This is a genomic window from Anaerobacillus sp. ABA4_114 (genome assembly GCF_056159065.1).
Map to the genome: position 1 here is coordinate 3,044,041 of NZ_JBSWUM010000001.1, position 13,143 is coordinate 3,057,183.

General features: G+C 44.9%; 12 protein-coding genes. 3 read left to right on the forward strand and 9 right to left on the reverse strand.

Annotated features, from left to right (window positions below; all coding sequences use genetic code 11):
• From ACXAEY_RS15695 to ACXAEY_RS15725, 7 genes are all read right to left on the reverse strand, one after another.
• Positions 1-1,434, reverse strand: a complete 1,434-nt coding sequence (locus tag ACXAEY_RS15695; protein ID WP_474813199.1) for an aldehyde dehydrogenase family protein — start codon at positions 1,432-1,434, stop codon at positions 1-3.
• Positions 1,427-2,638, reverse strand: a complete 1,212-nt coding sequence (locus ACXAEY_RS15700) for an iron-containing alcohol dehydrogenase (RefSeq protein WP_474813201.1) — start codon at positions 2,636-2,638, stop codon at positions 1,427-1,429. The genes ACXAEY_RS15695 and ACXAEY_RS15700 overlap by 8 nt, the downstream gene beginning before the upstream one ends.
• 51 nt (positions 2,639-2,689) lie before the next feature.
• Positions 2,690-3,826, reverse strand: a complete 1,137-nt coding sequence (locus ACXAEY_RS15705; protein ID WP_474813202.1) for an ester cyclase — start codon at positions 3,824-3,826, stop codon at positions 2,690-2,692.
• 51 nt (positions 3,827-3,877) lie between these two features.
• Positions 3,878-4,633: an SDR family NAD(P)-dependent oxidoreductase gene (locus ACXAEY_RS15710; protein WP_474813203.1), complete on the reverse strand. Its 756-nt coding sequence runs from the start codon at positions 4,631-4,633 to the stop codon at positions 3,878-3,880.
• A 12-nt stretch (positions 4,634-4,645) separates the two neighbouring features.
• A complete protein-coding gene (locus tag ACXAEY_RS15715; RefSeq protein WP_474813205.1) occupies positions 4,646-5,665 on the reverse strand; it encodes a LacI family DNA-binding transcriptional regulator in 1,020 nt (339 codons plus the stop codon).
• A gap of 110 nt (positions 5,666-5,775) precedes the next feature.
• Positions 5,776-7,365, reverse strand: a complete 1,590-nt coding sequence (locus ACXAEY_RS15720; protein ID WP_474813207.1) for a sodium:solute symporter family transporter — start codon at positions 7,363-7,365, stop codon at positions 5,776-5,778.
• 36 nt (positions 7,366-7,401) lie between these two features.
• Positions 7,402-8,406, reverse strand: a complete 1,005-nt coding sequence (locus tag ACXAEY_RS15725) for an ester cyclase (RefSeq protein WP_474813209.1) — start codon at positions 8,404-8,406, stop codon at positions 7,402-7,404.
• 422 nt (positions 8,407-8,828) lie between these two features.
• Here ACXAEY_RS15725 and ACXAEY_RS15730 point away from each other — a divergent pair, with 422 nt between their 5' ends.
• The 3 genes from ACXAEY_RS15730 (at position 8,829) to ACXAEY_RS15740 (ending at position 11,898) form a co-directional block, all read left to right on the forward strand.
• Positions 8,829-9,131, forward strand: coding sequence for a hypothetical protein (locus tag ACXAEY_RS15730; RefSeq protein ID WP_270181108.1), 303 nt, complete (start codon positions 8,829-8,831; stop codon positions 9,129-9,131).
• A gap of 102 nt (positions 9,132-9,233) precedes the next feature.
• Entirely contained in the window at positions 9,234-10,775 is a 1,542-nt protein-coding gene (locus tag ACXAEY_RS15735; protein ID WP_474813211.1) for a multicopper oxidase family protein, read from the forward strand.
• 337 nt (positions 10,776-11,112) lie between these two features.
• Positions 11,113-11,898 carry a TerC family protein gene (locus tag ACXAEY_RS15740; RefSeq protein ID WP_474813213.1) on the forward strand — a complete coding sequence of 262 codons (786 nt, stop codon included), beginning with the start codon at positions 11,113-11,115 and terminating at the stop codon, positions 11,896-11,898.
• A 287-nt stretch (positions 11,899-12,185) separates the two neighbouring features.
• On the opposite strand, the gene ACXAEY_RS15745 is transcribed toward ACXAEY_RS15740, so the two are convergent.
• Entirely contained in the window at positions 12,186-12,659 is a 474-nt protein-coding gene (locus ACXAEY_RS15745; RefSeq protein ID WP_270181105.1) for an S-ribosylhomocysteine lyase, read from the reverse strand.
• Between the two features lie 156 nt (positions 12,660-12,815).
• Positions 12,816-12,971 (reverse strand): hypothetical protein, encoded by a 156-nt coding sequence (locus ACXAEY_RS15750; RefSeq protein WP_474813215.1) that lies wholly within the window; start codon positions 12,969-12,971, stop codon positions 12,816-12,818.
• Positions 12,972-13,143 lie beyond the last annotated feature (172 nt).

Sequence of the window (13,143 nt, forward strand, 5' to 3'; positions counted from 1 at the left end):
TTATAGTTTAAACGAGACTAGCTTTAGTTCCGTCATCTCTTCAACAGAGTACTTGATGCCTTCTCTTCCGCTACCGCTGTTTTTCACACCGCCGTAAGGCATTTGATCAACGCGGAACGTTGGGATATCGTTCACCATGACGCCACCGACTTCAATATCCTGCGCTGCCTGGAAGGCTTGCTGGATAGACGTTGTGATGACACCTGCTTGGAGACCATACTCTGAATCATTGACGAGCGCGATTGCGTCATCGAACGACTCGTAAGGCGTGATGTTCACAATCGGTGCGAATGCTTCCTTACAGCTCACGGATAATTTCTCAGAACCATTTACAATAACGGTTGGTTCCATGATGCCGCCATTTCGTGTTCCGCCTAACGCAATTTGTGCGCCTTTTGATTCTGCTTCTTCCAACCAGGAAGAGATGCGTTCTGCTTCACGCTCAGAAATGAGTGCTGATACATCTGTTGCTTCATCCAACGGATCACCGATAAGGAGGGAATTCGCATGAGTGATGAACTTTTCAAGAAACGTCTCGTACAACGCTTCGTTCACATAAATCCGTTGAATAGAGATACACACCTGACCGGCATACGCGAAGGCTCCTTGAACACATCGCTTCACAACGTCATCTAAGTCATCAGTGCTCTCAACGATAACAGCGGAGTTCGATCCAAGTTCAAGTGTGACTTTCTTTAACCCAGCTTTTTCTTTTAGCGATAATCCGACTTCATAGCTTCCGGTGAACGTTACCATCTTGATGCGGTGATCTGTCACGAGGACGTCTCCAATCACGCTACCTTTTCCTGGCACAACGTTAAGTGCTCCAACTGGGAGACCTGCTTCTTCAAATAGCTTTGCGGTAAAAAGTGCGCTGAGTGGCGTTTGGTTTGCAGGTTTTAACACAACCGCGTTTCCAGCCGCAATCGCAGGGCCTAGTTTATGTGCAACAAGGTTAAACGGAAAGTTGAACGGTGTGATTGCAGCGATGACCCCAAGCGGTTCACGGATCGTGAACGCAACGCGCCCCTTCCCGCTTTTCGCCGCATCCATCGGAATTGTTTCGCCACTGATGCGCTTCGCTTCTTCAGCCGCAAATTTATACGTTTCAACCGTTCGCTCGACTTCTGCTCTTGCTGCTTTCAAAGGTTTAGCCGCTTCACTCGCAAGGATGCGAGCGGCTTCTTCGGAACGTTCCTTGAATAAAACGGAGACCTTTTCTAGAATCTCCGCGCGTTCAAGGGACGTGAGCTTCTTCATTCTCTTCGCTCCTCGTTCCGCACTATCGATTGCTTTAAGAACCTCTTCACGGTTCGCTTGGGGAACGGTTGCGATCACCTGTCCGGAATATGGAGATCGAAGCTCAACCGTTTCTTCACTGTCGATCCACTTTCCATCAACGTAAGCCTGCTGAACGGAATAGGTATTAATCACGGTTACTCACTCCTTCGTACGCGTTCATATAGATTGAGAGAATCGCCTCTTCGCTCAAGTTGTAGGGCGTATTTGAGAGAAGGCGATCAATGTTTGATGCTTGATTTGCGAGGTTAGGTAAGTCTTCCTTTGAAATACCAAGCTCAGAAAGCGAGGTTGGTAGATTGAGTTTACCTAGTAATCGGTACAAGTAAGACACGACAGCTTGTAGCGCATCATGAGGGTTCTTGGATAAGTCACCGAGCTGTAAAAAGGACGCCACATCGACTATTTCGTCCATGCACGTTTCTCCCGTGACTTCAAAAACGAACGGCATAAGTAGCGCATTCGCAACGCCATGTTCGATGTGATACTTCCCACCGAGTGGATAGGCGAGTGCATGAACGGCTCCAACCCCAGCATTCGCAAGCGAAACCCCCGCAAGCATACTCACCCAGCTCATGCCAATTCGTCCTTCAAGGTTTTTCCCGTTATGAACGGCGGTTGCGATGTTAGGTGTGAATAGCTTCATCGCTTTTTCGGCATACATCTTCGTGAGTGGTGTAGCATTCACAGCGACGTAGGATTCGATCGCATGTGTGAACGCATCAACCCCTGATGCTGCCGTTACTCTTGAAGGACAGGACAGTGTGAGCGCTGGGTCCACGATCGCCACGTCTGGTAAAAAGCTCGGGCTCACTAATCCGCGCTTCACTTCTTTTTCCGTATCTTCAAAGATCGCGTTCTTCGTAACTTCTGCACCTGTACCAGATGTGGTTGGAAGAAGCACACAGGAAATTGTTCTTTGCTGCACGGTTTTCTCACCGCTGAAATAAGCTGAAAGATCATCTTCATCCGCAAGTGCTGCAGTCGCTTTTGCGACGTCGAGGGCACTACCGCCTCCGATGCCAACAATCGCATCGCACCCTTCTTCTTTTACATGCGCGATCGCTTGTGCGAGAAGATCAAACGTCGGTTCACCTGCTATTTCAGTAAAAGTCGTTGTGCCGACCCCAATCAATCGCACAACCTCGACTGTACGATCCACTAGCCCTACTTTCTCAAGTCCTTTGTCACTGATTACCGCAACCTTCGACACGCCAAGCTTTTCAAGTTCATCACCGAGTGACGCGAACGCATTCACACCGAAGCGTACATTTCCAGGCATCATAAAGTCCTTGTATGCCGCGTTCGCCATCTGTTTCTGGAGTAAGTAAGTCGTCATGAGTTATCCTCCTTTATTTTGAATCCGCATTCAGAAAGTATCGTTGAAGATCTATGCTTCGCACTCTTCCCCTGAGTGGAGATAGATTTGACGAAGAACATCAAGTCCATCGAACGTAATCCATTCTTCTACTACTTCTTCATTTCGTACTTTTAGATGAGAGATGCCTTGAATCGTGACCGGGGCACCACTCGGTTGCCCGAAATACCCAATGCCTTCATGAAGTCCTTGAAGCGTCCACCTTACCGCAACGTCCCACTCACCTTCTAGCTCACCATCGTTACACGTAACCCGCTCAACGATGACCTTCGACGTTGGAAACGAAGCGAATAAGCTGATGAGCATACTTTGGATCTGCTGGTGACCGATTAGGTCCTGATCACAGATTGCATGAACAACCGCGGTTTCACTGTAAAACTGTGTTACTTCATTAAAACGGCGTCGTTCATAGATGCTGTTGAAGAACTTCAGTATGAAATCGCCAATTTCAAATCCTTCTTCATCTGACGTATACACGTTAGGTGAAAACTGCCCATTCATCGCTTCACTTGCACTCGGTAAGGACGTTTTCTTTGATTGAGAAGCGAGCTTCTTCGCGACGTCAACCGGGTCATACCCTAGCTGCTTCACGATCGACAAGTTATCTCGAACGAGCCATTCCTCTACGATGCGATTGGAATGAACAAAACAATCTACCACTGTTCTAAAAAAGACGCGTTTTCCTGTCGCAAGACCAAACGATGAATCACCGAGGTTCGTTGCGTTTGACGCAATGCGATGCGATGATAAAAACCCTTCTCGATCATTCCCTGACCAGATGACGTTCTCCCCAATGAGCTTCCGGTCCGGAAACGCATGAAGCGTTTGAAGGGTACCTGAAACCACAGCATTAATCCCCTGTACTGTCACCGACCCAGTATGCATGGACACGTTGTTGTGATACGTATCATAAATCACCCCGATTCCTTTCTCTTCCCAAATGCGGTGAGTAATTTTAAGGATGTAATCAACAAAATCTCGATAGTCGCTGTCGAACCCTTCCATGCTCTGACTTCGTTTTTCATTCTTAGAAAATTCATTGTAATCGGAGTAGCCAACGCGTGTTACTTCACTTGAATCACCATAGTGAACGATACCTTTAACACCTTTTTGAGGCTTTTCTTTTGTTACGTGATCCACATCATTCATCAATCAAACTCCTTTCTTCCTTCTTTTCTGAATCCGCATTCAAAACAGTCGTTAGATGGCAGTCCATCCTCCGTCCACCTTCAACGTTTCACCTGTTACGAAGTTCGCCATGTCCGATGCGAGATACACGACAGCTCCTGTTACATCGGACGGCTGTGCTAGTTTCCCTAGCGGAATGCGATTCATCACATCTTGATGAAACGCTTCATCTTCAAACATCTTTGAGGTGAGTTCCGTTTCGATAAACGTTGGCGCGACGGCATTGACCTTCACATTATGCGGCGCCCATTCAACCGCAAGAGCTTTCGTCATCTGTACGGCCCCACCTTTACTTGAACAATATGCGGCACGTTTTACGTATCCGACGAAGGCCATTTGCGACACGATCGTGATGATCTTTCCTTGTTTTTTCGGTACCATGTGATGACCTGCTCGCTGTGCACAGAAAAAGCTTCCCTTAAGGTTCGTATCAATCACCGCGTCCCAGTCTTCCTCTGTCACTTCAAGCGCTGGTTTTGCGATATTCACACCCGCATTGTTTATAAGTACATCGATTCCATCCATCATCTCGACCGCTTGATCGACCATATCGCGAGCGTGAGAAGGTTGCTTCACATCCGCAACAACGTAGTGACAATTTGAATGGTACTCACGAAGCTCGTTCACACACTCTTTTAGCGTGTTTTCATTTCTCCCTGTTACGACGACGACGGATCCTAGTTTCGCAAACGTTAGTGCGATATCTTTCCCAATACCCTTGCTTCCACCCGTTACGAGTACCTTCTTACCTTTTAAATCATCTAGCATATAACGCCTCCTCTACGTTTGACATGTACCTGTCGTTTTTCTTGGAATAAGCTCTGGTTCTAATACAATCTGAAATGGAGATGTTACATCAGTACGTTCTTCGATGAGACCCATTAGCTTGTCTAATGTGAGCTTCGCCATCTTTTCCTTTGGCTGGGTGATGGTGGATAACCCGATGTAGCGATTCTTCGCAAGGTCGATATCATCGAACCCGATGACGGATAGCTCTTCAGGAACTTGAATGTTCTCGCTTGCAGCTGCATCCAGAATCGCGAGTGCCATCTGATCAGAAGCAGAGAAAAACGATGTTGGCCGCTTCTTTTTATTCAGCAGCTTTTTCGTAAACTGATACACTTCATCGTACGAGAACTCCTGGGTGTACATATACTCTTCACGAAGCGGTAAACCGTATTGTTTTAGCGCATCTTTAAATCCTTCATTTCGTAAATGGGTTGTCAGGTATTTTGACGGGCCAGCGATATAGCTGATCTCTCTATGGTTAAGGTGATAGAGATGTTCAACCGCGAGCTGTGCCCCGCGGTAGTTGTTCACCGCGATGTAGTTGACGTGATCGTGCTCCATCATACTGTTGTAGAGGACGATCGGAAACCCATTGTCATAAAGCTCTTTGATCTTCACGTTATCTTTGTCGGCTGAAGCGATGATGATGCCATCGACCCTTTTTCCAACGAGCGTTTGAATGTATTTATTCAAGTTTTCTTCATTGTGATTTGTGTTACAAAGAATCACATCGTACTCCATTTCTTGTGCCTTTGTTGTGATGACTTTCGCAGATTCCGAGAAAAACGGATTTGTTATATCACCTACGATGAGTCCGATCGTTCGGGTCTTTTTACTCGCAAGACTTCGAGCGATTTCGTCTCTCGTAAATCCTAGCTCGTTAATGGCAGTCAGGACTTTTTCTTTTGTAGCGCTTTTGATATAGGGATAATTATTTAAAACTCGCGAGACGGTGGACTGCGAGACGCCTGCTTTTTTTGCTACATCGTACGCACTAATTCTACCTTCCATGGCTTCATAACCCTTTCGTCTACAAGGAATAGGCCGTTTCCTATCTCTTGCGTTAGTATGTCTCTTCTTATGATGTTATCTAAATTTTCAAACAAATACAAATGCAAGAATCACAGCTGGATGACGAACAAGATGATTGTTTGAACAACGAAAAATCCAATCAATGCATACGAATAGCGATCCATCGTTCCAGGTAAAATCGATACGCCGTTCTCATCTTTATCTGCACCTTCAGCTAGGAGCTTTGCACGTTGCCCGAAAAGCGTAAATTCCTCAAAGTTTACTTTTTGTTTCCTAAAGAGCAGGCTTGCACCATAGCCGATCACAAGTGTTAACGCACACCCGATCGGATAGTTCCACAGCCAGTTGACGACACCCATTTTTCCGATGTACGCCGTGAGGGCAATACCTAGCACAAACCCAATTGCAACACCTTTGTCAGTCGCCCTTTTCGTTAGCATCGCAAGTAAGAACATCGCTAAGATTGAACCTGAGAAGTAAGAAAGATAGCTTCCTACAACTTTTAAAATGGAAGCTGACGTTCCACCGAATGCGAGAAGCGTAAAGACGATCAGCAAGAGCCCGAACACAAATGTGAAAATCATGGAAACGCGAAGCGAGGCCTCTTCTCCCTTAGTGACGAACTTCTCGTAAATGTCTTTTACAAATACCGTTGTAACCGAGTTTAAAACAGAGTCAATACTCGACATTGCTGCCGCAAAAATTCCTGCCATCAGTAATCCTAATACCCCGACTGGAATTTGACCCGCTATGAACGTGATCATCACATTATTGGAGTTCGCAAATTCTTTTCCGTCGTATGCGATGTAAAGAAGCACACCGACGATCATGAACACGAAGAACATGATGTTCATCACAAACCCACTGATGCAGATCGAACGCTTAACTTCCGTAACGGATTTAGCAGCTAGCATACGTTGCGTTTGTGTCTGATCTGTCGCGTAGTACTTCAGCCAGAGGAAGAAACCACCGATCAGCGCTACCCAAACACCGTTTTCAAGCTGAAGATCAAGGGAAAAATCAAGCGCGTCTAACCTACCATCCGCTTTCGCCTGCCCCATCGCTTCAAAGAAACCAATATCAAGGTTTGCGAGAATGATCCCAATCGTAGCGATTAATCCTCCCCACAGCACGACCATCTGAATTGCATCTGTCCAGATAACGGCTTTAATCCCACCAAGTAGGGTGTACAAAATCGATACCGTTACAACGATTGGCACGACGGTCGTGAGGGACCAACCCGTGAACTTCTGAATGATGAGCGCAGGAATAAATAGAAACGATCCTACTTGAATGATGTTCGAAAGCACAAAACCGATAACAGCAAGTAACCGACTGATTCCTCCGAGACGTAGCTCAATGTATTCGTAAATCGATGTGACATTCAAGTTATAAAAGAATGGTAGAAACACCGAGAGCGCAACGGCGAGCACGAGCGGAATACTAAAGTTCAGCATGAATGCGATCAAACCTGAATCGTATGCCCACCCTGGTCCACCGATAAAACCGTTCGCACTAACGGTGGTTGCTGCGATCGATAGTGCGATCGGCAAGGTTGCTACGGATCTTCCACCAATAAAATAATCTGCCTGTGTGTCAATGTTTCGACTTAATCGAAAACCCATGTAGATCAGACCGAGCATGTAAATAACGACGATCGCTATATCTATGGGATTCATGTATGTACCACCGCTTCCTTAGGTTGATTGTAGTGACTACCGGATGAGATACTGTCTTTTCGTTAAGCGATCAAAGATGTCGATATCGAGCTGCAGTAAATAGTCCACGATGTCGATGAGCACCCAGTTTTCAACAAGGAGATCACCATCTCTCCGCCACCAGTCCATCACACGCATAGAGACTTTCTTATTCGGTGCAGGGATCCCAAGCCAACCTGCCCCTGTATGTGTTGCTTCAACACTCGGCCAGCCTGTTGATGCGACATACGTCTCATCAGCGAATCGTGCTGCGTGATTATGCCCTCCAACGCGGTCGGGTAGTGCTTTTACAAAAGGACCTTGATGAAACTCTTTAAAGCCGCTTATCCCTTTTGTTGAGCCAATTCCCGCAGGTCCATACCACATGAAATCATCTGCCCAGAACGCTTCTAATCCTTGTTTCTCAAGACCTGAGGAAGCTTTCTTAAGACCTTTGAAGATCATATCCTCTACGAGCTGAAGCGACTTCTGACTCTCCTCTTCATCGGACTTTCCTAGTAAAACCCCATCGTACGTCGATGGACCTGGCACTGTGATTTCAGGTGCTAGTGTTGGAATAAACCGGAACCCAGCCTGCCTCATCACATCGAGCATATCGACCAGCATGCGCGTTTCCACAATCTTGCCATCTTTGATTTTGTGAAATTCACCAAATCGGACCCACGTCGCGCCTAAGTGTGGCGGAATGTCCACCCACTCTTTCGTAAACGTGCCGACCATGTTTCCAGTCGTGCTCACCCATGCGTTTCCTTCGTATTCCCCGGCCATGACGATGTACGGCTGCTTTTGTAAATCTGGAAACGCTGTGACTAATGGCTTGTAAAAGACCTCACTGATTTCTTCTATACCTGTGAGTTTGTTGAACGGATGGTTCGTATGCATAACGGCGTCTTCGTGGTAGTAGGTTCTGAGGATGTCTGGGATGGTTTCTGGAGTTGCTTTGTAAAGGTGCTTTGAAAACTCGTGAATCAGCTGTTTGTTTTGTACGTCAGTAACACTCATGCACTCACTCTCCTATAAAACTATTTTGAATGCGCATTCAATAATGATTAGGTTCTTTTCGATTATGGAGGGTCATATCATATTTTACGCTCTTGAACGTTTTGAATGCGGATTCAATATATTGCAAAAAATTAACGCCTTTCATCAAGAGCGATTCATTAATTGGAATTATAAAGGATTCAAATATAGGAGTAAACCTTTTTGTTAGAATTTTTTAAATATTAGGTACAATGGTAGGGACAGAGGGACAGGTTCCATGTCCCATTAGGTTTACAGTTCGTCTTGATCCATAAAATTATGTTACCATCGAATAAATAACAAGATTAAAGCGTATTCATTTTACGTTACATACATAAACTATCATTTAAAACATATTCCTTACGATGTTACTATCACCGGTCAATTTGGAAAGGAGCCTACCCATGTACAACATGTACCGATCAAAGATGACGACCTGGAAATCATATCTCTTCTTAATCATAAGCCTGTTAACAACACTCGCGATGTTCCTGATCGATCCAATCGCAAACAACTCAGGTGAAGCCCTTGCCCTCAATGTCCTCATCTTTATCTTTGTTGGTTGTGCGCTTTCTATTCTGTTCGCTTTTATCGTTTTTCGATCGAGTGATGAGAAAAAAGGACTGGCGAGTATTGCGCTTCTTTTTACAATCTTCAACGTCGTCATCACGCTTTACTTTATATGGGTTGGGATTAGCGCAGCCTAATCCTTCTCTCTTTCTCCCTCCCCATTCTCTACTTCAAGACGCAAAATATCACTTCCAACACATATGCTTTTAGAAAGCAGTGTTTTGGAAGGAGTGGCACATATGCTCGAACAGTTTGTGGATCGCCTCCCCATCATGCCAGTGATTCAACCTCTATCGTTTAAAAATCAGATTCCCTTTTATGAAGTGACGATGAAAGAAAGCTTACTGAAGCTTCATCGTGATTTGCCTCCGACGCGGGTCTGGGGGTATAACGGTCTGTTTCCAGGTCCTACTTTTCATGTATTTCGTGATCATCCTGTACGTGTTCTTTGGAAAAGCGATCTCCCCAAGAAGCACTTTCTTCCAATCGATACGACGGTTCACGGGGCGGATCATGGTGCTCCTGAAGTTCGTACGGTTGTCCACTTACATGGCGGGGTGACGCCTGATACGAGCGACGGGTATCCTGAAGCATGGTTTACGCCGGGATTTCAACAGGTTGGTCCCTATTTCACAAATGTGGTATATGAGTATCCGAACGGTCAGGCTGCGACGAACCTCTGGTACCATGACCATGCGATGGGCATCACACGATTGAACATCTATGCTGGGCTTGCTGGGATGTATATTGTACATGATGAGGTAGAACTCTCTCTCTCGTTTCCACGCGGAAAGTATGATATCCCGCTCGTTATACAAGATCGGTCTTTTCACGATGATGGGTCTTTGTATTACCCTTCAGAACCTACTCCTCCAGTGGAAGGCGTTGATCCGTCTGTTATTCCTGACTTTTTTGGTAAAACGAATCTTGTTAATGGGAAGGTTTGGCCTTATCTTGAAGTGGAACCTCGGAAGTATCGCTTTCGAATATTGAACGGGGCGAATGCAAGGTTTTATGGGTTATCGCTTTCGAACGATCTTCCTTTTGTTCAGGTTGGGACGGATCAAGGGTTGTTGGAACACCCTGTGACAGTTCCCTACTTACTGCTTGCTCCAGCTGAACGTGCGGATGTGGTGATTGATTTTAGTTCGTCTGCTGGTGAAGAAATCGTGATGAAGAATGATGCGGCTTCTCCTTTTCCTCAAGGAAAAAAGCCAAACCCGAAAACAACTGGTGTTGTGATGCAGTTTCGTGTTAAGAAAGAGCTCGCTTCAAAGGACCAGGGCAGTGTTCCTTACGTTTTATCAAACTATCAAGTGATGAGCGAGAAGCAGGCAAACAATGAAAGAAGCCTTACATTAGGCATGAGGCCAGATCAATATGGACGTGAAATCCACCTTTTAAACGATGACCTTTGGATAGATCCGATTACGGAAAAGCCAGGGTTAGGTGATACGGAGATCTGGAGTCTCGTGAATGTATCGAAAGCGACGCACCCGATCCACCTTCATCTCGTGAAGTTTCAAATTCTCGATCGGCAGCCGTTTGATGGGGATGTGTATGAGAAAGAAGGAAGAATCGAAACGACTGGGCCTAGGGTTAAGCCTGATTTAAACGAGCGAGGATGGAAAGATACAGTAAGAGCGAACCCAAAAGAAATTACGCGAATCATTATGAAGTTCACACCCTATGCCGGTTTGTTCGTCTGGCACTGTCATATATTAGAGCATGAAGATTATGAGATGATGCGGCCGTATCAAGTGGTTTTGAAGGGTAACTGATTGGTACCTGATCACGGTGCCTGTCACCACCCGAATGAGCTCATAAAATGCCGAAAAAAATAGATTGACTATTCCATCAAAACCGCATATGATTATCTTACAGTTACCGAGTAAAAACTGTGCTCACTAAGAGCTTATACCACTCCAAAGGGGAGTAGCTTACAGTTATGTCGACATTACGTGATGATACATCACCGGCTTAACTGGCAACAGAAATGTTGTTTGCGAGACCTTTGCCAATTTTGGTAAAGGGATAGATACGTACATCCAAACCTTTACCACATTTGTTGGTGAAGGTTTTTTATTTGGTCAAAATTCGATTAAGGGAGAATGTTAAATGGATTTAGCGCTAGTAATGGAGTACGGATGGGTATTGCTTATCCTGATTGGTTTGGAAGGGATCCTAGCAGCGGATAACGCGCTTGTGATTGCTACAATGGTAAAGCACCTTCCTGAAAACAAGCGTAAAAAAGCTTTATTCTACGGACTCGCTGGTGCTTTTGTTTTTCGATTCGGTTCACTCTTCATCATTTCCTACCTTGTTCACATCTGGCAAGTGCAGGCGATCGGAGCACTTTACCTATTTGGTATCGCTGCGTATCACCTTCTTAAGAAGCACGTATTAAAACCTAAGCTTGAAAAAGCTGTAAAGAAATCAAAGGGTTCTGGCTTCTGGGTAACGGTTATTAAAGTTGAGCTTGCTGACATCGCTTTTGCCATCGACGCAATCCTTGCAGCTGTAGCTCTTGCTGTAACACTATCTCCAACAACTCTTCCTGAAATCGGTGGATTAGATGGAGGTCACTTCGCGATCATCCTTACTGGTGGAATCATCGGCCTTGTGATCATGAGATTCGCTGCTGGTTATTTTGTTGGTATCCTTGATAAAAGACCTGGACTTGAAACGGCTGCATACCTTGTCGTTGCCTGGGTTGGTGTGAAATTAGCAGTCTACACACTCGCTCACCCTGAACTTGCGATTTTATCCGAAAGCTTTCCTAAGAGCGCAACGTGGAAAATCATCTTCTGGACAGTTCTTCTCTCCATCGGTGTAGGTGGTTGGTTGATGTCTAAAGAAAAGAAAGAAGAAGTAAAATCGAATCAAACGGTTGAAGCGAACTAATGAAGAAAAAGGACCGTTCGAGTACTGCTTGATGTACACAACCACAATTGTTCATGTGAATGGCTATCTAATCAGCAATTCAAAAAACTAGAAAACCACCAAACAAAAACGGTTAGCGGCAGTAGCCACTAACCGTTTTTTTATATGGACGTGTTTAATTAACGCTCTCATTCACCCGAGTACCTTTAAAACGGCTTCAGATAGTCTGTGCCTTAATACCTTGTCTAGCTAAACGGATGGCAGACAAAAAAACAGCGCCCCGCATCGCAGGACACTGCTCTCATTTCTTATCCGAATACCTTTGCCAATTCTTTTTTATCCTGATTAAGCCAGAAACGCATAAGGCGCTTAGCACCTTCTAAGTCATGAAGTTTAGCCTGGCCACACTGTTTTTCGTTCGCTGCAGGAATGTCAGTGATTTCGATGGCATCTTTCAGTGTGTCTTCTATAAGATCGATGATTTCTTCAACTTTCGCCTCACCGCTTACTACCAGATAGTAGCCTGTCTGGCAGCCCATTGGCGAAATGTCGATGATCTCAAAGTGATCATACTTTTCTGCATGCGTGCGGATATTGAAGGCAAGCAGATGCTCAAGTGTGTGGATTACGTCTGGCTTCATCGCCTGTTTATTCGGCTGGCAGAAGCGAATATCAAATTTGTTAACAAGTCCGTCTGTTCCAATTTTATGAACGCCGCAATGTCTCACATATGGGGCAACAACTGCATTATGATCAAGCTCAAAACTTTCTACTGATGGCATAGTACCACTCCTTTTATTACGTCTAATTTCATCATACACTCAATTCCGATAAATTTCATCAGTTTTGTCTGAATAAGTGCTTTCGAATTTGCTTTTTCTTACAAAAAAACGCCGTCTGAAAAAGCGCTAATCGTTTTCTTTCTTCAATCGCGTTGCCTAATTTTTCTCCAGAATAACAAGTGAAGAAATCAATGGCACCAATCCAACTGGACTCTGAGAAACAACCTTCCATCCCTCTTGAAGAAGTTGATTTAACTCATCTACGTTATTGTTTTTATCGGATTGATATTTCACAGTGATGGCCTTTTGCATCATACACCTCCAATTTGTAATACGTAATCGTCTAACTCTTTTTGTAGTAATACCACATTGCGTTTTCAGATTAACCTGCTCTTTAACTAATGAATTACTTCCTATATTTCACCATACTCATTTAGTTTCCTTCATTGTCTGGTAGTTTAGATGGTCTCTCATTTAGCACACC

Excerpts from the sequence above, each read along its gene's own strand:
- ACXAEY_RS15735 (WP_474813211.1), top strand. The coding sequence starts at position 9,234 with ATGCTCGAACAGTTTGTGGATCGCCTCCCCATCATGCCAGTGATTCAA.
- ACXAEY_RS15740 (WP_474813213.1), top strand. The coding sequence starts at position 11,113 with ATGGATTTAGCGCTAGTAATGGAGTACGGATGGGTATTGCTTATCCTG.
- ACXAEY_RS15705 (WP_474813202.1), bottom strand. The coding sequence starts at position 3,826 with ATGAATGATGTGGATCACGTAACAAAAGAAAAGCCTCAAAAAGGTGTT.
- ACXAEY_RS15725 (WP_474813209.1), bottom strand. The coding sequence starts at position 8,406 with ATGAGTGTTACTGACGTACAAAACAAACAGCTGATTCACGAGTTTTCA.
- ACXAEY_RS15715 (WP_474813205.1), bottom strand. The coding sequence starts at position 5,665 with ATGGAAGGTAGAATTAGTGCGTACGATGTAGCAAAAAAAGCAGGCGTC.
- ACXAEY_RS15700 (WP_474813201.1), bottom strand. The coding sequence starts at position 2,638 with ATGACGACTTACTTACTCCAGAAACAGATGGCGAACGCGGCATACAAG.
- ACXAEY_RS15745 (WP_270181105.1), bottom strand. The coding sequence starts at position 12,659 with ATGCCATCAGTAGAAAGTTTTGAGCTTGATCATAATGCAGTTGTTGCC.
- ACXAEY_RS15710 (WP_474813203.1), bottom strand. The coding sequence starts at position 4,633 with ATGCTAGATGATTTAAAAGGTAAGAAGGTACTCGTAACGGGTGGAAGC.
- ACXAEY_RS15720 (WP_474813207.1), bottom strand. The coding sequence starts at position 7,365 with ATGAATCCCATAGATATAGCGATCGTCGTTATTTACATGCTCGGTCTG.
- ACXAEY_RS15730 (WP_270181108.1), top strand. The coding sequence starts at position 8,829 with ATGTACAACATGTACCGATCAAAGATGACGACCTGGAAATCATATCTC.
- ACXAEY_RS15750 (WP_474813215.1), bottom strand. The coding sequence starts at position 12,971 with ATGCAAAAGGCCATCACTGTGAAATATCAATCCGATAAAAACAATAAC.